The following is an 18,592-nucleotide window of genomic DNA, read 5'->3' as shown; positions in this document are numbered from 1 at the left end:
TGATTAAGACAAAAAGAAAATTCCTGTCGTGAACTCACGACAGGAATTTTCTAGTTTAGTTAATTCAGATTTACAGTTGCGGCTGTTCTGCTACCAGTGTCTCGTCAACATGACCTGTTTTGCGATTACCTGCCCAGAACCACAAAGCCGTGAAGGCAAAGATCAGGATAATTGGAAAGGTCATCATCGTAGACAAGGTTGCTTGTCCAGCTGCTAATTCCAGGGCAGAACCACTTAACCCTTTGGCGGCTGCTTCGGCGTGGTCTGAATCAATCCATTTACCAATGATAGGCTGGAAAATAGACGTTGACAGCATACCAACACCACCAATGATAGACATGCCTAAGGCTCCGCTTAAAGGAACTCGCTGCGCAACAAAGCCAATCATGGTTGGCCAGTTAAAACAAACACCAAGGCCAAATATAATAGCAGCTAAGTAGGCTATCGGTCCAGTAACCGTACTGAACATATAAATACCAATGGTTGCCAGAATGGCACCTCCCAGCAAAACGCCCGTCTGACCCAGTCGATCAACAACCGGACCTGTGAAAAGCCGGCCAATCGTCATTACGCCGAATGTCAGAGCCAGCACCAGCATGGCATCGGCTCCGCTGCTGCTTAAGACAACGGCTACCCATTGATTAGGACCAAATTCAGTAATGGCGGTCAGCGCCATGCAGCAGAACAGGACGATATACAACGGGGTAAGCATCGCCTGGAAGTTTTTCGCTATGGACGTAACGCCCTCCACTTTGGGTTTTGGAAAAGGCTGGCCAAAGAACAGGAACGCATACACTATGGTCGGCAGCATAAGTACCCAGATTTGAGCCTGCCAGGACGATCCTGCATCGGTCATGAATTTAGATATCAAGCTACCAATCACAATACCTCCCGGAAACCACATGTGAAACCGACCCAGCATTTTGTTCAGCTTGTTGCTGGAATACATATCGGCAATCATTGGGTTACAGGCAGCCTCTGTACAGCCATTCCCAAAGCCGATGAAAAATGTTGAAAACAACAGGCCCGTGTAGCCACCGGCGTAAATAGTTAGCAGAATCCCTAATGTGTGCGCAACAACGGCAACCTGCATAATTATTTTGGGCCCGACGGTGTGGTATACGATACCACCAATGACCATCGAAATAGGAAACCCAAAAAAGAACATGGAATTGATAAAGCCTAATTGCTCGGCCGTCAAACCAAATTCATTCCCTAACTGAGGCAGGATACCCGCCCGAATGCTGAAGGAAAAGGCTGTAGTAATAATGGCAAGACAACTAGCCAGAAACAGCCGCGAAGAATTAACGGGTTGATTCATTTCTGCAGAAGAGGGATTTAGTGGTTTATTTGGTTCGGTAGAAAAAACAATAAGGATAAATCGGGGCCAAACTCCCCACCTGGCCGCCGTATTTGTGCAAAATTTCCGAAAAAAAAGTAAAACCGCTAATTTCCGGCCGCAAAATTTAGAGTAGGTTCGCGGGCTGTTGCTCTTGACGTAGTAACGTTTCAGACATTTCGCCACCTTCGCTGCTGCTTATCAGGCAACAATCATCTAAACATACACTCAACTCCAACAACAATGCATAGAAAGTTACGCATGGGCCAGATCGGGGGAAGCCTCGAAGCGTTCATTGGGTCCGTTCATCGCCGGGCCGCTGGTTTTGATAACGAAATCGAATTGGTTTGTGGTGTTTTTAGTGGCTCCGCCGATAAATCAAAGGCGACCGGTCATGCGCTCTATCTGCCTGAAGATCGTGTTTATACCTCGTTCCAGGAAATGATTGAGCGCGAAAAGGAATTGCCCGAAGGCGAACGCATGGATTTTGTGTCGATTGTGACCCCCAATCACCTGCACTTCCCACCAGCCAAGATGGCGCTCGAAAACGGCTTCCACGTCATCTGCGACAAGCCGATGACGCTGAATCTGCAGGAAGCCAAAGAGCTCGTCGGTATCGTCGAAAAATCCGGACTGGTGTTTGGTCTGACGCACAACTATACTGGCTACCCGATGGTGAAAGAAGCGCGCGATATGGTCCGCAATGGTAAACTGGGCAAGCTGCGCAAGGTAGTCGTTGAGTATCCGCAGGGCTGGCTCTCTAAAAAAGAAGAAGACAACAACTATAAGCAGGCCATCTGGCGGACAGACCCGGCCAAGTCGGGGGCTGCCGGTTGTATGGGCGACATCGGTACCCACGCCGAAAATCTGGCTGAGTACGTTACGGGACTGAAAATTGAGGAACTCTGCGCTGATCTGAGCACATTCGTGCCTGGTCGTCAGCTCGATGACGACGGCAACGTCCTGCTGCGATTTGAAGGGGGAGCCAAAGGTGTACTGCACGCCAGCCAGATCGCCAATGGCGAAGAAAACGCCCTGAAGATTTTTGTTTACGGCGAACTGGGTGGGCTGGAGTGGCACCAGATGGAGCCCAACACCCTGAAATATAAAACCCAGGAAGGGCAGCGGGTCATTCGTCCCAATGTCGGTGATATATCGGCTGCGGCCAAAGCACATATACGGCTTCCGTCGGGCCACCCGGAAGGGTTCTTCGAGGCTTTTGCCAATGTTTACCGCAACTTCGCCTATGCCGTAAAGGCTCACATGGAAGGCCGTGAGCCGGATCCGCTCTATGATTTCCCGGGTGTTCAAGATGGGGTTCGCGGTCTGGCCTTTATTGACACGGTCATTGCCTCGTCGAAGTCGGATCAGAAATGGACGAAGTTCATTCAATAAATGATCAGCTAGTTGGAAATCAAGTCATAGCTTATCTGTAGCTGGCTTGTCTAATTAGTTAATCACCTCATCATTACCCTTAATTATTCACTCAATCGCTCATTCATTATTTCACTTATTAAGTAATGCAAAAGATTAATGTGGGTGTCGTCGGTACCGGATTCATCGGACCTGCACATATCGAAGCGCTTCGTCGCTTGCCCAACACCAACGTTCTTGCCCTGTGTGAAGTATCTCCTGAACTGGCTCGTCAGAAAGCCGATCAGCTGGGTATTGAACGGGCGTGTTCGTTCGAAGACCTGCTCAAAATGGACGATATTCAGGTTGTACATATCTGTACACCGAACTTTCTCCACTATAGCCAGTCGAAAGCAGCACTGAAGGCAGGCAAGCACGTTGTGTGTGAAAAACCGCTGGCCAAAGACCTGCACGAGGCCGAAGAACTGGTGCAGCTGGCCAAAGAAACCGGGCTGGTTAACGCCGTACACTTCAACCTGCGTTACTACCCGCTGGTGCGGCAGATGAAGGTCATGCGCGAACAGGATGATCTGGGCGAAGTGTATTCAATTATTGGCTCTTATCTACAGGACTGGCTGTTTTATGATACCGACTACAACTGGCGGCTCGAACCCGACAAGTCGGGCGACTCGCGGGCGATTGCCGACATCGGCTCGCACCTGATGGACAGCCTGGAGTACATCACCGGCCTGAAAACTGTAGCGGTGATGGCCGACTTCAACACGGTCCATAAAGTGCGGAAAAAACCGCTGAAGCCGGTCGAAACCTATTCGGGCAAGATGCTCCAGCCAGAAGATTATGCCGATGTACCCATCAATACCGAAGACCACGCCAACGTCCTGCTGCGGTTCGATAACGGCAATCGGGGGGTCATTACGGTGTCGCAGGTAGCGGCCGGCCGTAAGAACCAGATGAAACTGGAGATTGCCGGATCTAAGAAAACCTATGCCTGGAACTCCGAAGCGCCCAATGAAATGTGGATTGGTAACCGCGACGGCGCCAACCAGTCGTTCCTGCGCGATCCATCGCTGGCTCATCCCGAGGCCCGGTCGGTTATTAGCTTCCCCGGCGGTCATAACGAAGGTTTCCCCGATACGTCGAAGCAATTATTCAAGGAAGTATACGAGGCTGTTGCCGCTGGAAAGCAGCCTGAAAGCCCAACTTTTCCGACCTTCGCTGATGGATACCGCGAACTGCTGATCTGCGAGAAAATCCTTGAAAGTAACCGCAAGCAGGCGTGGGTGGAAATTTAGGGATTGAGTGAATCATGATTGAGTGATTGCATAGATGACCCCAGTACGGTTAGACAAAGGCGAATTTGCTGATCATATAGAGCAGCGTTTAAAGACGTTTATGCTACGTTGCGTACAGGTATTTCGTGCACTCCCTCAATCATACGATGCACAGCATTTCGGCAAGCAGTTGATCCGGTCGTCGTCCTCATCGGCGGCTAATTACCGAGCTGTTCGTCGGGCGCGTAGTCAAAATGAATTTTTTGCCAAAATCAGTATTGTTGTAGAGGAGTTAGACGAATCTTTGTTCTGGCTCGAAATGCTGATTTTTACGGATATTTTGTCAGAAGATCGATTGAGTAGTTTGATTGATGAAGGTTATCAGGTTTTAAAAATTCTGTCAAAGTCGCGTAGTCATACCGGCAAGTCCTGATTTACAAATCACTCAACCACTCAATCGCTAACTCGCTCAAGAAAATATGAAAACAATGAAAGGCCCCGGCATCTTCCTCGCTCAGTTTCTGGGCGATCAGGAGCCGTTTAATAACCTCCACTCCATTGCCGGATACATGGCCGACCTCGGCTACAAAGGAGTTCAGATCCCTACCTGGGACCCCCGCATGATTGACCTCAAACAAGCGTCTGAAAGCCAGACGTACTGCGATGAGTTCAAGGGGAAACTGAACGAAGCTGGTGTAGAAATTACAGAGCTGGCTACGCATCTGCAGGGGCAACTGGTAGCGGTACACCCGGCCTATGCCGCTATGTTCGACGGATTCGGTCCGGCCGAACTGGCGGGTAAACCGAAAGAGCAGCAGGCCTGGGCCGTCGATCAGTTAATCATGACCGCCAAAGCCAGTAAAAACCTCGGCCTGAGCGCCAGTCCTTCGTTTTCGGGGGCGCTGCTGTGGCCGTTCATGTATCCCTGGCCGCAGCGGCCGGCGGGGCTGGTCGAAACAGGGTTCAAAGAACTGGCCAATCGCTGGATGCCTATTCTGAATGCCTACGACGAAGCCGGCGTAGACCTGGCCTTTGAACTGCATCCCGGCGAAGACCTCCACGACGGCGTTACGTTCGAGATGTTCCTGGAGCATACAGGTAACCACCCACGGGTGGGCATCAACTACGACCCGAGCCACTTCGTTCTGCAGCAGCTCGATTACCTGCAATTCATCGACTTCTACCACGACCGTATTTTCGCTTTCCACGTAAAAGATGCCGAGTTCAACCCAACGGGTAAACAGGGTGTTTACGGCGGGTATCAGGGCTGGGTTGAGCGGGCAGGCCGCTTCCGTTCGCTGGGCGATGGGCAGGTCGACTTCAGTGGAATCTTCAGCAAACTCGCTCAGTACGACTACGACCGGTGGGCCGTGCTGGAGTGGGAGTGCGCGCTGAAACACCCCGAACAGGGAGCCGCCGAGGGAGCGCCGTTCATTGCCGACCACATCATTCGCGTAACCGAGCGGGCCTTCGACGATTTCGCCGGTACGGGTGCCGATGAAAATTTCAACAAGAAAGTGCTGGGCCTGTAGCCCATACATTAAGCAGCATAAAAATGCCGGCAGGAGTGATCCTGCCGGCATTTTTATACAATATAGAAGCCGATCAGATAATGAGCCGAACTCCACCCAGTTCTTCGATCCGGTAGGGAAATTTCTGACCGGGTGAGCCAATGAACATGAAGTTGGTTGGAATCTGCCACTCGGCTGAGAGGTTCGTGATCAGGTCAGGGCCAAAATGACCGGTTATTTTCTGATACGTAATGTCTATTTCCGGATACGCGCGGTCGAGCGTTTCGATGTCGCGATGCAAATGCTCCGGAGCTCTAAACTGTTCGTTTTCAACGGTGACAATACGAAGCCGGTTGGTTTCTTCATTTTGCTGAATATACATCATTACCTGATTCAGCGAAGCAATATCGTCGCCCTTGGAAAAGAAGACAAACTCCTGATCGTTGATGTGTTTAATGGTTCGGTTTGTCCAGCTCGTAAACCGCTCAATGTTTCGCTTGATGGGATTAAACAAATAAAGAATGACGGATAGCAGGCCCTTCAGTAATAACGAACGGTCCATCATCATCAGGGCTAGCAGAAACGTAGGGATGAAGTATTCAAAAAATACCCAAACATAGCGGGGGTTGAGTAAAATATTGCCAATCAAGCCGGTGCCAACGGCCAGCAGTGCAATAATGACGGATGCCACCGTCGCGATTTCGGGCCGGGGCAGACGTTTTCGGTGAAGTTTGAGCAATAGATTGCCGATGCCGAACAAGCCCATGACGGCCAGGAACGAAATGGCATAAACACCCGCCAGAGCTTGGAGTTCTCCGCCTGTACTGAGCAAAATCGCTACGCAGAGGACAAAAAAGAGCAGCAGAATGAAGTAAGGCGCCTGTCGTTTGTTCTCTTTCAATAAAAACTGCGGCAGTATACGGTCCAGCGTCATTCGTTTAATAAGGCCGCTTACGCCCACAAACGACGTCAGAACGGCTCCACTTAACACCAGTACGGCATCGAATGAAACCAGCCAGGAAAGCCAGCGACCCCCGGAACGCTCGCCCATAAACGCAAGCAGAGATTGCTGGTGGTTCTGCACTTCACCGAGGGGCATGATACCCAGCGCCAGAATCGCAATCAATGGATTAAAGACCGTAACGATAATCCACATATTCCGAAGCGTTTTGGGAAAAACACCTCTGGCCTGTTCTTCAACGTAGTTGGCCGAGCTTTCGAAGCCTGAAATACCCAGCATGGCGGCCGAAAACCCGGCAAAAAGCTGAAAGAAAAGACTGTGCTCAGACTCGGTGGCGAAGTTGACCGTAAAATGCCCCAATCCGTTCCGCAGAACATACCAGCCGCAGGTCAGACACAACAGCAGCAGTGTGGTTAGATGAATAATAAAGATAACTACGGCGGCCTTTGAGGATTCTTTCAGGCCGAGCAGGTTTAAAAGAAAGAATAAGAAGATAAGGCCAATGGTGCCCAGAATGATGGGCAGATGGAACGCAAATGAGGCTGCGTAGTGAATGGCTTCGTTTGCCGAGATTACGCAGGTAGCAACGTAAGAGAGGATCGTAAGACAGGCTGCAAAGGAAGCGACCGATTTGTTGGCCGAATTCAGCAGGACGTTGTAAGCGCCACCGTTCAGCGGTAAAGCGCCTACTACTTCTCCGTAGATTCGGCGAAATAAGTACAGGGTTCCTCCTACCAGCAATAGCGATAGCCAGGCAAATTTCCCGGCGTACAGAATGCTTAGCGCCGAAACATACAGACATGAGGAACTGATGTCATTGCCGCAGATCGCCGATGCAGGTAACTCACTTAGTTTGGTGGGCGTTTTCATCCGGAAGGCCGTTTAGTACTGCTTCGCAGGCAATCTAAACATTCTTCAAGTTTTCAGGCCGGTTCTGCGCATACTTCTGTTCTATGGCCTCCTTGCAACTGGTCGCCCGCCACCGGGCAAAAGGACCGCCAGAACAGCTTCCATTACTGATTTGACTGCCCAGTCGGCCAGTCCGGTGGCGTCGCTTCGCTACTTTTCCAGTTGGCGGCCTGAGCCTGCCAGCTATAGTGCCATTCGACCCGGGAAGGACCCTGGGCCGACGAAGAGTGCGGACGTATCGACAGGACCGGCACCCGGGCGTTGTGTACAATCTGCTGGGTAAAGGGGCCAATAAAAAAGTCCTGAATCCGGGTGTCCAAGGTTGCAGTGATAACGAGTAGGTCGGCGGCTAATTCGTCAGCTTTTTGCAGAACAGTCTCGGCGATGAGTTCGGTTGGGCAGAATATCGTCTGGCTTTTGATGCCGTCGCGGGCCAGCTGCACATTCAGGGCCCCGACTTCATCCTGCAACTGGCCAATGCTGATCACTTCGTCGGGCGCGTGCAGGGCCAGCACAGTTAGCTGAGTATGGTCGGGGTGGATAATCTTGCGGGCAAACTCGTACTTCTCCAGGGCGTTCGGTACGGGTCGGATGGGGAACAGGATATGCTCGAAAAGTGGCCAGGATTTATGAGCCGGCACCGTCAGCACGGGACACCCCGCCGTTTTGATAACCTGGTAGGCTTCAGTGCCGATATGAAAAGCCCGAATTCCCGATGTGCCGTGCGTTCCCAGCACAATCAGGTCGGCGTCGGCAATATGAGCTGCGGTTGCAATTTCGGAACTAACGCTGCCCACCCGACAACCCCCGTAACAGGTGATCTGGTGTTCATCGGCTGTTCGTGAAGCCAGTTCTTCAATCTTCTTTGTCTGGGCCTGCACCAGCTCTGTCAGCGCATCCGAAGCAGGTTCTCCACCCGAAAAGGCGTGAGTGTCGGCGTCGAGTACGTGCAGTAACTGCAATTCGGCCCCCTGTCGCTGGCTTATGGCTACGGCCGTAGTTAATGCGTTGAGTGAGGACTCACTGAAGTCAACGGGAACCAGGATCCGTTGGAGGGTAGGTATTTCCATGGCGGCAGTTAGAACGTGAGGGCAAGACAGCATCCATACCAGGCTGAATAAAACCAACAGGGTTGCCGCTTCATTGACGAAGTGGCAACCCTGGAAAAGATTACTTCATCTTTACTATCGTTACACCCGCGCCACCACGATCGGCATGTTCATCTTCCATGCGGGCAACCTGTTTGTAGCCACGCAGGTGATTCCGGACGAGTGTCCGCAAAATACCATCGCCTTTGCCGTGAACGATACGTAGTTCGGGGTAGCCAAGCATCAGGGCATCGTCGAAAAAGCGGTCCACTTCGCCGAGGGCTTCTTCGCCCCGCTTGCCCCGAATGTCGAGGTTGAAGCTGAAGTTCTGCATTTTTTCGTTCATATCTACACCCTGGCTGCGCGGACGGTCATCTTTAGTCTCGGTAGCGTCCCGGAATGCCTTCCGGCTCACTTTTTCGAGCCGGTTCAGCTTTAAGGTCGACTTCAGGTCGCCGATCCTGATTTCAGCGTCTTTACCCCGTAAGGAAAGCACCTCACCAATGGCGTTCTGCCCCTCAATCCGAACGTAACTGCCGACAGTAATGGCTCCGCCGTCGGCTTCAAATTCTTCTTCCGTTGGCTTGGGTTTTTCTATGACAATCGCTTCCGGTTTTAGTTCTTTCTGCTCGAACTGTTCCAGTTCCTGCCTTACCTGTTTGGTTGCTTCACGCTCGGCTTTATTTTCCTTAATCTCCCGAATAGTGTTCTCAATACGCTGATTGGCCTCATGCACCAAGGCTTTGGCCTTTTGCTTGGCGTCATTGACAATCTTTTTCTGCTCGTTGTCGAGCCGGGTTTTCAGCGCCGTATACTCAGCGAGTTGCTGCGCGAGTTTACGCTGGTTGATGCTGATTTCAAGGTTCTTCTCCGAGAAAACCCGCTTTTCGATGTCCAATTCTTTCAGCAGTTTCTCGAAGTTCACCTGCTGATTGCCCAGTTTTTCTTTCGCGCGATCAATTACGCCCTTCGGCAGACCAATTTTCCGGGCAATCTCGAAGGCAAACGACGAGCCCGGCCGACCAATCTCCAGTTGATACAGCGGTTCCAGGTGCTCACCGTCGAAGCGCATAGCCCCATTAATCAGCCCCGGCGTTTTGTCGGCAAACACCTTCAGATTGGTATAGTGCGTATTGATGACACCATAAGCACCCGACTTGTTGAGGTCTTCCAGAATGGATTCGGCAATGGCTCCGCCCAGGCCCGGCTCAGTACCCGTTCCAAACTCGTCGATCAGAAACAGCGTCCGTTTGTTGGCCCCCACCAGAAACTGCTTCATGGCCGTCAGGTGCGAGGAATAGGTACTCAAGTCATTTTCGAGCGACTGCTCGTCGCCGATGTCAATAAACAGGTTCTGGAAGACGCCCATCTCCGAGTAGTCGGCCATGGGCACCAGCAGACCGCACTGCAGCATATACTGCACCAAGCCAATCGTTTTCAGGGCGACTGATTTACCACCCGCGTTCGGGCCGGAAATAATCAGAATCCGGGCCTTGTCATCGAGTCGGACACTCAGCGGAACGACCGTTTTGCCCTGCTTCTGAAACGACAGATGAAGCAGCGGATGCCGGGCGTTGGTCCAGTTGACGAGTGGCCGTTCGTGGAGTTTAGGCAGCACGGCCTCCAGCTGCACTGCCAGTTTGGCCTTGGCCCGGATGAAATCAATCTGCGCGAGAAAGTTAACCGCTTTTTTCAGGTCGTCCAGGTGCGGCCGAATCTGGTCGGTCAGGGCCAGCAGAATCCGGTATATCTCGCGCCGTTCCTCGTATTCCAGTTCGCGAATTTCGTTGTTGGCATCAAAGACCTCCGCCGGTTCCAGAAACACGGTTTGTCCCGTCTGCGATTCGTCGTGGACAAAGCCTTTAATTTTCCGTTTGTGCTCGGCTGCAATCGGAATGACCAGCCGCCCTCCCCGTACCGTCAGGCTCAGGTCATCGGGAATCCAGCCGTTTTGCCGCGCCTGCCGTAAGATACTGTCGAGCCGTTTCCGGAGGTTGGCCTGCTCAGAAATAATGCGCCGGCGAATGCTGGCCAGTTCGGGCGAGGCCGAGTCACGAACCAGCCCCCGGTCGTCAATGACGCGTTCCAGAGCGTCAGTCAGTTTCCGGTCCACACCGATTGGCCCCGCCAGTTCTTTCAGAAACGGAAAGGCCGTGGCATCATCGCGTTTGGCTAAAAAACGCAGACAGTCCTGAATGGTGCGCAGAACTAGTTTCAGATCAAAAAACTCGGCTTCGGTCAAGGCAAGGCCCTCAACGCGGGCCCGGTTCAGGTGAGGCCGAACGTCAATGTAGTTGCTGCTCGGAAAGTCGGGTTCATACTGCACAATCTGCCGGAACTCATCCGTCTGGCGCAGCAGCTTGTCAATGAGCTGAATGTTATCGGTAAAGCGAATCTTCTCGACGTAATCCTGCCCCAGCGGACTGACACAGGCCTCTTTCAAACGTTCGCGGATGGTATCGAAACCTAACTTGTTCTCTAAGGTATTTGGGTAAAGCATTCAGCTTATTTATTTCTGAGATAACATAAACGACAGAAGAGGGGTTCGGTGAAACCTTCGGTTCGTTTAGCTGACTTATTCTGCCTGCGAAATCGGATGCTTTTGCGCAGCACTTATCTTTGCGGAGAATACGCTTCGTGACCGTAGTATAAACCGTTCGTCATAAGATCGAGGCTTCTTCAGCACGGTGCTGCGAAGCAATAAGCCGGTCTACTGGCATCACGATCACACCAAGTTATTAATACACCCATGTACAGTTATCTGGTTGCTCATTACGTAGACGATAAACCGACGTTCATTTACGCTGAAACGCTGGAAGCGGCCCGCGGCATCGCGTTAGCCAGCATTCAGCAGAACCCGTCTACCGGTGTTTTATCAATTGTGGAAATCGCCACCGACCGGATCGTGTATTATGGAAAAGGCGAAAAACAGGCTGCAAAATTAAACGCTCTCGGCCGGCCAACCGCTACCGCCTGGCTATCACGGCCGCCGGTATTCAAACACTTCCTGAACTGGGTAAGCCTGAAACTGGCCCGGTTGACGATCTAGACAGGAAGTAAGAGTCTTACCGCTCAGATTAAAAATAAATTTCGGTTTAAGCAGGAGCAGTAGTATAAGCCAACCGTTTTTTTCTATGTTTGGGCATACTAATTCGCTATGCTTACTCGTCAAACCTTTTCCTTAGTAACGGGCATTTGCCTGTCAGTGCTGATTGCCAGTGGTTTAACCGGCTGCCAGTCGGAAGGTTCGAATACGGCCGATTCAACCGCCACTACCAACGCTCCGAAAACAGAAAGCGCCCCGGCCGTAAAAACCGACGCGTCTACGCCGGCACCTGATCCGAGCCGAATCCCGGCCAGTAAAATTGCCGATGCGGCTACGATCCTGGCTCGTCCGCAGGTGCCGGTGTTATGCTACCACCAAATCCGGGACTGGCGTTCGTCGGATTCAAAAACGGCCAAAGATTACATCATCCCTACAGCGGCTTTCAAGGAGCAGATGCAGATGCTGGCCGATAGCGGCTATCATACTATTCTCCCCGATCAGCTCTATGCGTATCTGACAACCGGCGCACCACTACCAACCAAGCCCATCATGCTGACGTTCGACGATGGAGACCTGGATCAGTACGAAACGGCGGTTCCTATTCTGGAAAAACACGGATTCAAAGGCGCTTTTTTTATCATGACCGTTGCCATCGGTCGGCGGGGTAAGCAACCATATATGGACAAAGCGCAGATTAAAGATCTTTCAGACCGGGGACACGCAATCGGCGCGCATACGTGGGATCATCATAACGTAAAGAAATACCAGGGCGACGACTGGAAAACGCAGGTCGAAGAGCCAAAGGCCAAACTGGAAAGTATTACGGGAAAGCCCGTCCGGTATTTTGCCTATCCGTTTGGGTTGTGGAACAAGCAGGCCCTGCCCGAAATCCAGAAGCGGGGATACGTAGCTGCTTTTTCGCTGGCCGACAAACGAGACGACCAGATGCCGCTGTACACTATCCGGCGGATTATAGCGGGTGGGCAGTGGAAAGCCAAAACCATGTACCGGAACATGATACAGAGCTTTGATTAGGGCGATTTAGTCTGGAGACACATAAATAACAGAGTCCTTTACCGTGGTCATTGAGGCACTTGTCTCAATGACCACGGTTCGTTTATGGGACAACTTCTCACAAAACTTCACCACTGTCTTTACATCTTACGGGCGTCCAGCGAACTCCCATCCGACGGAACTGCAATAACCGATGGCTATGTGAAAACCTTCCTCTCCGTAGCGGGTTAGATTGACAGAATATCCGTCAGATCGTATGAATACACGCATTCGGTTGGCTCTTGACTGGACGCCCAACACCAACCACACCGGATTTTACGTAGCCCTGGCTAAGGGCGCATATGCACAGGCTGGTCTTGATGTCGAGTTCATTATTCCGGATCTGGAAACGTGCCAGACAAAGCCTGCCCAGCAAATTGCCGAAGGAGAGGCAGATATAGCGCTTACCCCTTCCGAAAGCGTTATTGGGTATCAACTGAACGGTATTCCGCTGGTGGCCGTCGCGACAGTGCTGGCCCGCGATGCCAGTGCGATAGTTACCCTGAAGCAGAGCGGCATTGATCGTCCGAAGGAACTGGATGGTAAGGTCTATGGCTCCTGCGCTGCGCGTTACGAGGGAGACATTGTGCGGCAGATGATCCAGAATGACGGTGGACGGGGCCGGTTTGTTATGCGCAAACCGGCGCGATCAAACAGCTTGCGGGCATTAATTACCAACGAGGTAGACGCAACCTGGATTTTCCTGCCCTGGGCTGGCGTGGAGGCCGATATTGAAGGGATCGAACTCAATCAGTTTCTCTTTGACGAGTATGAAATTCCCTATGCTTACAACCCGGTCATAACGGTTCATCGCAACTGGGCTGATCAGAACACCGATGCCCTGCGCCGGTTCATTAAAGCGACAACGGCCGGTTTTCGCTTTGCGGTCGATAATCCGGATGAGGCCGCCCGGCTGCTGGCCGAAACGGCCCGACATCCCAGCCTGAAGGATCGAAACTTTCTGGAACAGAGCCAGCAGGTAGCCTCCCGCTATTATTTTGATGGCGAAGGGCAATGGGGATTTATGCACCGGAATGTCTGGAAGTCTTTTACCAACTGGCTCATTCGCAATCATCTGATTACCGATGCCGATGGCGAACTGGTACAGCAGATTGAGGTAGACCGGTTGTTCACGACTGAGTATCTGGCAGAGGTGCCCATTGTAATCCGGTAAGCGATCAGCCGCCTATCGTCGCCATCGATTCACTGACGACATCCCGGTTCTGTTCGGCTTCAAAGCCGTTGGCGGGGCGGTGCGCAAATGCCCGCAGAAATGCCGCTGTCAGCTCACCGTCGCTCGCGCCGGATCGAAGCAGGGCCCGAACATCCAGCACGCCGTTGTCGTATAGGCAGGTCTTGAGCGTGCCCTGCGCAGTTAAGCGAATGCGGTTGCAGCTACCACAGAAGGTTCGGCTGAAAGCGGCAATGATGCCGATAGTGCCCTGATGGCCAGGAATCTGATAATTCGCCGATGTCGAGAATGGCGGATCAGGAAGTTTCTGCAGATCTGGAAAATGCATCCGGAGCTCATCCACTATGCGTCGGTGGGTCCAGTGCAGCACGGGATAATGACTTCCTTCGCCGTTAAACGGCATCTCTTCAATAAACCGCACATCAACAGGTAAGGTACGGGTCAGATCGGCCAGCGGAACCAGATCCTGCGTATTCTGCCCATCCATCACGACCGCATTAATCTTGGTCTGAATACCAGCTGCCAGCAGCGCATCGAGCGTGTTGAGAACGGCAGGCAATTCATCGCGCCGGGTAATCTGCCGGAATCGGTCGCGGTCGAGTGTATCCAGGCTTAAATTCACGGCTTTCACCCCGAGCGCGGCTAAGTCGGCAACGTGGGGGGCGGTTAAAACGCCGTTGGTTGTAAGCGATAAGTCGGTTAAACCGTCTATTGCGGCCAGTTGGTGCAGAAACGCCATCAGATCCGTTCGGACAAACGGCTCTCCGCCAGTAATCCTGACTTTCTGCACGCCCAGCTGCGCCAGCACCCGAACGATCCGCTCCATTTCCTCATAGGTCAGCAACTGCTTTTTAGGCAGATACTTAATCCCTTCCTCGGGCATGCAGTAGAAGCACCGCAGATTGCAGCGGTCCGTTACGGCCAGCCGGAGGTAAGTGATGGGGCGGTTGTGGTTGTCGAAAATCATATTGGGAATACCGAACTAACACAAAACTAACGAATTTGATTGCACGCCGGGCCGTTAACGGGCACCGGAGCTCTAAATAAAGGTGTATCAGGCTTATTATCTGGGACTCATTCGCTTAAGCATGTCAAAAACTGAGCGTATTGCCCAGACACACCAGTTTATTTGCCGACCGGCCGACCTGTTTGATTTTAAAATTTATTGTTATTTTTGGAAAAACTTTACTTTCATTCGTGAAGAAAGCTGTATCCATTGGGTTGTCGGCGCTGCTGCTCTATCACACACTCGCTTACGTGCTGGTGTGTATTGGAGCCTGGTGGCAGGCTGAGCACGACCTGTCGGAGCGGCTTCTGGTGTATCGGACGGTTGACAGCCTGGTTGAGTTTCAGATTCCGCTCAACGGCAAACACGATGTCAGCACGCTGACTAACGGCACAACGAATGGCTTTGGCTACCGGGGGCATTACTATGATGTGGTAAGCCTGGAAGTGCGGGGCGATACGCTCTTTATCGCCGGATTAGAATCGGAGAGCCGCTCGTTCTGGCAAAGTGATCTGCTTTCGTTTCTGAACGACCATATTGCCGGGACTACCGATTCACACCGAAAAACGAATCAATTCCTGAAATTTTTGCTGAAAGAATACTCGCCCACTGCCCGGGCTGTGTTTAGTTTTTTGCCGCCCAACTGGCGCGAACCTATCCGGATTCTGGAGCAGGTGTTCGTGTTCTCATTACGGGCTCTGCCTGTTCATTCGCCCCCGCCCGAAGTCTAAAGGCGTTTCCGGGTCGTTTCGCACTCGAGTTTTTGTGGATTTATGAACAGCAATTCGCTGCGGACGCTTCGTTCGGCTGCGCGTATACTGCATTCGTTCGGTAGCGGTATCGTCCTTGGCGAACACGCTATTGCGCGTCCCCCAATGCTCTGCGCCACGCGGCTATTCTTTGCTATTATAAGCACTTAAGGGTATTACCATCAGGGCAATGCGGCCTTTTACCGACTATTTGATACCGGTCGACGTATGCCGTTGGTGTTAACGCGTAAGCCGTATGTGCTGTCTACTCGTAAGCGGCTAGTACTGATCAATCTTTCAACCGTAATCTTGCCATGAGACGATTTATATATTACCTGGTGTGGGTGGCTGCTCTGGCTACCACGCCGGCCTGGGCTCAGATGCCCCACGATGCCATTTATATGGGTAAAAAGGCGGTATGTATCGCTGGCATCTATGGCCATAGTTCCTGGAATGAGTACTGGGAACATACGCTCAGGCGTGAAAACTTGAACATTGGAACGCATACAACGCAAAGCGTGATGCTCATGCCCGCCATCGGGATCAGCAACCGCGTCAACGTGATTTTAAACCTGCCTTACGTCTGGACGAGCACCAGCGCCGGTAATCTGATGGGCCAGAAAGGCATCCAGGATATTTCTGCCTGGCTGAAAGTAAAAGCCTTTAAGGCGCAGGGATTCTCGCTCCATGCAATCGTTGGCGGCTCATTGCCCGTAGGCAATTACGTGCCTGATTTTCTGCCCATGTCGATTGGGTTGCAGTGCCAAACTTTTACGGGGCGACTGCTGGCTAATTATAAAAATCCTAAAACCGGTCTGTATCTGACAGCCCATGGATCATACGGCTGGCGCAGTAATATCCGCGTTGATCGCGATGCTTATCTGGCCAACGGACGGCTCTATAACACGAACGAAGTTGGCGTACCAAACATTTATGATGCGGCTATTCGGCTGGGGGTTTTACGCCGACAGTGGCAGACGGAAGTATTCGCCGAGCGGTCGGCCTGCATGAGTGGCGATAACATTCGCCGGAACGATATGCCGTTTCCGACGAATAATATGCAGGCGACGGTGGTGGGCTGGTACGGTAAACTCCAACCCCGGAACGTGGGCGTGAATGCCCGCGTCGGCTATGTAACGAATGGCCGGAACGTTGGTCAGAGTACCAGCTATTCGGTCGGTGTCCTCTATCAGTTCAGTTTTAAAAAATGATATTCATGCAACCAATCATACGTAACATATTCATTGGCTGTTTGTCGGTCCTGGGCGTTTCGGCCCTGCTGATTTCCTGCGACAAAACCATTTCCGAACCGCAGCGCGTGGGCTACACACCGGCAGATGTCGACGCGAAAGCGGGTAGCTGGAAAACGTACGTCCTGAGTTCGCCCACGGAGGTAACGCTGGCTGCGCCAATGGCAACGACGTCTGTTGAGTATCAGGCTGAACTCAGCGACCTGAAAGCCAAATCATCGACCCTGAGCAGAGAGCAGCAGGAAGCGGTGATGTACTGGGGAGCCGGAGCTGTCTATCGCTGGAACGAAATCGCCCGCGAAATGGCGGCCCGGTATAATGTGCCGCCCGCATCAACCGCCGACGGTAAGTATCCGGTACCGGATGCGACCAATCCGCTCGCCGATCCGAGGTTTCCGTTTGCCAATCCGCCTTACACGGCCCGTGCGCTGGCGTACCTGAGCGTTGCACAGTATGATGCCCTGGTAGCCGCCTGGAATTATAAGAATACGTTTAAACGATTGGCGCCCTCAAAGGTCGATCCAACAGTACGGGCTGCCCTGCCGGTTTCGACGCTGCCATCTTATCCGTCTGAAGATGCCGTTGTGGCAATGGCATCCTATACGGTTCTGAAAGCGATGTTTCCCGGTGAAGGGCCCTTTCTGGAGGCCAAACTGGCCGAGCATCGCAACACCCGCCTTTGGGCAGGCATGAACGTACAGAGCGAGCTTACGGCCGGGTCGGACCTGGGTGGACAGGTAGCGGCTAAAATGATGAACCGGGCAAAGACCGACGGCATGGCTGCAGCCAACAATCAGGCGCTTACTGCTTCCATGATCGAGGCTGCCCGAAGCCGGGGACTACAGGAGATATGGCTTAGCCAGGAATCACCTGCCCGCCCACCCATGCTGCCCAACTATGGGGCTGTTTCGACCTGGAATTTTGACCGGGCAACGTTGATTAAGCTACGCCCTGCCGCTCCTCCGGCCATAAACAGTCCCGAGTTTACGAAGGCGCTGGACGAACTAAGGGCAATTAACAACAACCAGACGCGCGAACAGGCACGTATTGCCAACTATTGGGCCGATGGCGTAGGCAGCTATACCCCGCCCGGCCACTGGCATCGCACAGCGGCCAATGCCGCTCACGAAGCCAACTACAGCGAAGTGCGCATGGCCCGGACATTAGCTCTGGTCGGCACCACGCTTCAGGACGCTGGTGTATGCTGCTGGGACACCAAGTTTTTCTATTACTATCCGCGTCCGCAGCAATTCGGTTTAAAAACGTCGGTGGGTCTGCCGAATTTCCCCTCGTATACATCAGGCCATTCAACGTTCTCGGCTGCTGCGGCTGTGGTGCTGGGCAGCATCTTCCCCGACCAGGCCGATGAATTCTGGGCGCAGGCGGTAGAAGCGTCGAACTCACGCATCTACGGACTGATTCATTATCGGTTTGACTGTCAGGCCGGGCTGGATTGTGGTAAAAACATTGGTTCTTACGCCATAGCCAAGGGAAAGGCTGACGGGTCGGGGTTGTAATTGCTGAGCCGTGATTGCCTAGTATTTCCGGTGAAACGGGGCCACCTGTTTCACCGGTTACTCTATCCTGTTAAATAAGTCCTAGATAGAGTTTAGAAGGCTTTTAGGCACTAGGTATTGAGCTATATGTATTGGCCGGAAAGCGTGGTGAAATTAATAGAGGAAACCGGCAATCAGGCCGGTCGTAGTACGCTTGGGCTTGACCCGAATCAATTCTGGTAGAGTAATAGTTGCCCGGGTAGGACTCTGACCAGTTCAAGTACATATAGCTCCTGAGTGGCCTATCTTTTGGCACTGTCACTCAGGGCAGATTCATTGGTTCAGGA

General features: G+C 52.4%; 15 protein-coding genes. 10 read left to right on the top strand and 5 right to left on the bottom strand.

Annotated elements, in window-relative coordinates:
- Positions 1 to 70 precede the first annotated feature (70 nt).
- Positions 71 to 1,321: an MFS transporter gene (locus HNV11_RS18615; protein ID WP_171741091.1), complete on the bottom strand. Its 1,251-nt coding sequence runs from the start codon at positions 1,319 to 1,321 to the stop codon at positions 71 to 73.
- A 279-nt stretch (positions 1,322 to 1,600) separates the two neighbouring features.
- Between HNV11_RS18615 and HNV11_RS18610 the strand changes: the two genes are divergently transcribed.
- From HNV11_RS18610 to HNV11_RS18595, 4 genes are all read left to right on the top strand, one after another.
- Positions 1,601 to 2,734: a Gfo/Idh/MocA family protein gene (locus HNV11_RS18610; protein WP_171742240.1), complete on the top strand. Its 1,134-nt coding sequence runs from the start codon at positions 1,601 to 1,603 to the stop codon at positions 2,732 to 2,734.
- 125 nt (positions 2,735 to 2,859) lie between these two features.
- Entirely contained in the window at positions 2,860 to 4,005 is a 1,146-nt protein-coding gene (locus tag HNV11_RS18605) for a Gfo/Idh/MocA family protein (RefSeq protein ID WP_171741090.1), read from the top strand.
- Positions 4,006 to 4,039: 34 nt separating this feature from the next.
- Entirely contained in the window at positions 4,040 to 4,417 is a 378-nt protein-coding gene (locus tag HNV11_RS18600) for a four helix bundle protein (RefSeq protein WP_171741089.1), read from the top strand.
- 46 nt (positions 4,418 to 4,463) lie between these two features.
- Positions 4,464 to 5,516 carry a sugar phosphate isomerase/epimerase family protein gene (locus HNV11_RS18595; protein WP_171741088.1) on the top strand — a complete coding sequence of 351 codons (1,053 nt, stop codon included), beginning with the start codon at positions 4,464 to 4,466 and terminating at the stop codon, positions 5,514 to 5,516.
- A gap of 73 nt (positions 5,517 to 5,589) precedes the next feature.
- Here the strand turns inward: HNV11_RS18595 and HNV11_RS18590 are convergent, their stop codons facing one another.
- The 3 genes from HNV11_RS18590 to HNV11_RS18580 all read right to left on the bottom strand — a co-directional run bounded on the left by HNV11_RS18590 (position 5,590) and on the right by HNV11_RS18580 (position 10,953).
- Entirely contained in the window at positions 5,590 to 7,326 is a 1,737-nt protein-coding gene (locus HNV11_RS18590) for an APC family permease (protein WP_171741087.1), read from the bottom strand.
- A 143-nt stretch (positions 7,327 to 7,469) separates the two neighbouring features.
- A complete protein-coding gene (locus HNV11_RS18585) occupies positions 7,470 to 8,435 on the bottom strand; it encodes a universal stress protein (protein WP_171741086.1) in 966 nt (321 codons plus the stop codon).
- A gap of 100 nt (positions 8,436 to 8,535) precedes the next feature.
- On the bottom strand, positions 8,536 to 10,953 hold the full coding sequence (locus HNV11_RS18580) for an endonuclease MutS2 (RefSeq protein ID WP_171741085.1): 2,418 nt from the start codon (positions 10,951 to 10,953) through the stop codon (positions 8,536 to 8,538).
- Positions 10,954 to 11,202: 249 nt separating this feature from the next.
- Here HNV11_RS18580 and HNV11_RS18575 point away from each other — a divergent pair, with 249 nt between their 5' ends.
- The 3 genes from HNV11_RS18575 to HNV11_RS18565 all read left to right on the top strand — a co-directional run bounded on the left by HNV11_RS18575 (position 11,203) and on the right by HNV11_RS18565 (position 13,726).
- The gene (locus HNV11_RS18575) at positions 11,203 to 11,502 is read left to right on the top strand and encodes a hypothetical protein (RefSeq protein WP_171741084.1); all 300 of its coding nucleotides are present in this window, start codon (positions 11,203 to 11,205) and stop codon (positions 11,500 to 11,502) included.
- A gap of 108 nt (positions 11,503 to 11,610) precedes the next feature.
- Complete coding sequence (locus HNV11_RS18570; protein WP_171741083.1) at positions 11,611 to 12,534, top strand: polysaccharide deacetylase family protein; 924 nt, start codon at positions 11,611 to 11,613, stop codon at positions 12,532 to 12,534.
- 235 nt (positions 12,535 to 12,769) lie between these two features.
- On the top strand, positions 12,770 to 13,726 hold the full coding sequence (locus tag HNV11_RS18565) for an ABC transporter substrate-binding protein (protein ID WP_171741082.1): 957 nt from the start codon (positions 12,770 to 12,772) through the stop codon (positions 13,724 to 13,726).
- Positions 13,727 to 13,730: 4 nt separating this feature from the next.
- On the opposite strand, the gene moaA is transcribed toward HNV11_RS18565, so the two are convergent.
- Positions 13,731 to 14,711 carry a GTP 3',8-cyclase MoaA gene (moaA, locus tag HNV11_RS18560; protein ID WP_171741081.1) on the bottom strand — a complete coding sequence of 327 codons (981 nt, stop codon included), beginning with the start codon at positions 14,709 to 14,711 and terminating at the stop codon, positions 13,731 to 13,733.
- A gap of 230 nt (positions 14,712 to 14,941) precedes the next feature.
- Here moaA and HNV11_RS18555 point away from each other — a divergent pair, with 230 nt between their 5' ends.
- The 3 genes from HNV11_RS18555 (at position 14,942) to HNV11_RS18545 (ending at position 18,266) form a co-directional block, all read left to right on the top strand.
- Complete coding sequence (locus HNV11_RS18555) at positions 14,942 to 15,481, top strand: hypothetical protein (RefSeq protein ID WP_171741080.1); 540 nt, start codon at positions 14,942 to 14,944, stop codon at positions 15,479 to 15,481.
- A 332-nt stretch (positions 15,482 to 15,813) separates the two neighbouring features.
- A complete protein-coding gene (locus tag HNV11_RS18550; protein WP_171741079.1) occupies positions 15,814 to 16,710 on the top strand; it encodes a hypothetical protein in 897 nt (298 codons plus the stop codon).
- Between the two features lie 5 nt (positions 16,711 to 16,715).
- Positions 16,716 to 18,266 (top strand): phosphatase PAP2 family protein, encoded by a 1,551-nt coding sequence (locus HNV11_RS18545; RefSeq protein WP_171741078.1) that lies wholly within the window; start codon positions 16,716 to 16,718, stop codon positions 18,264 to 18,266.
- The last annotated feature ends 326 nt before the right edge of the window (positions 18,267 to 18,592 follow it).

It is taken from the genome of Spirosoma taeanense, from assembly GCF_013127955.1.
Classification (GTDB): Bacteria; Bacteroidota; Bacteroidia; order Cytophagales; family Spirosomataceae; genus Spirosoma; species Spirosoma taeanense.
Note: the sequence above shows the minus strand (reverse complement) of the source record. Positions and strands in the feature narration are given on the sequence as shown.

Bases quoted from the DNA above. Each gene is read 5' to 3' on its own strand.
- HNV11_RS18615 (WP_171741091.1), bottom strand. From the start codon at position 1,321: ATGAATCAACCCGTTAATTCTTCGCGGCTGTTTCTGGCTAGTTGTCTT.
- HNV11_RS18610 (WP_171742240.1), top strand. From the start codon at position 1,601: ATGGGCCAGATCGGGGGAAGCCTCGAAGCGTTCATTGGGTCCGTTCAT.
- HNV11_RS18605 (WP_171741090.1), top strand. From the start codon at position 2,860: ATGCAAAAGATTAATGTGGGTGTCGTCGGTACCGGATTCATCGGACCT.
- HNV11_RS18600 (WP_171741089.1), top strand. From the start codon at position 4,040: ATGACCCCAGTACGGTTAGACAAAGGCGAATTTGCTGATCATATAGAG.
- HNV11_RS18595 (WP_171741088.1), top strand. From the start codon at position 4,464: ATGAAAACAATGAAAGGCCCCGGCATCTTCCTCGCTCAGTTTCTGGGC.
- HNV11_RS18590 (WP_171741087.1), bottom strand. From the start codon at position 7,326: ATGAAAACGCCCACCAAACTAAGTGAGTTACCTGCATCGGCGATCTGC.
- HNV11_RS18585 (WP_171741086.1), bottom strand. From the start codon at position 8,435: ATGGAAATACCTACCCTCCAACGGATCCTGGTTCCCGTTGACTTCAGT.
- HNV11_RS18580 (WP_171741085.1), bottom strand. From the start codon at position 10,953: ATGCTTTACCCAAATACCTTAGAGAACAAGTTAGGTTTCGATACCATC.
- HNV11_RS18575 (WP_171741084.1), top strand. From the start codon at position 11,203: ATGTACAGTTATCTGGTTGCTCATTACGTAGACGATAAACCGACGTTC.
- HNV11_RS18570 (WP_171741083.1), top strand. From the start codon at position 11,611: ATGCTTACTCGTCAAACCTTTTCCTTAGTAACGGGCATTTGCCTGTCA.
- HNV11_RS18565 (WP_171741082.1), top strand. From the start codon at position 12,770: ATGAATACACGCATTCGGTTGGCTCTTGACTGGACGCCCAACACCAAC.
- moaA (WP_171741081.1), bottom strand. From the start codon at position 14,711: ATGATTTTCGACAACCACAACCGCCCCATCACTTACCTCCGGCTGGCC.
- HNV11_RS18550 (WP_171741079.1), top strand. From the start codon at position 15,814: ATGAGACGATTTATATATTACCTGGTGTGGGTGGCTGCTCTGGCTACC.
- HNV11_RS18545 (WP_171741078.1), top strand. From the start codon at position 16,716: ATGCAACCAATCATACGTAACATATTCATTGGCTGTTTGTCGGTCCTG.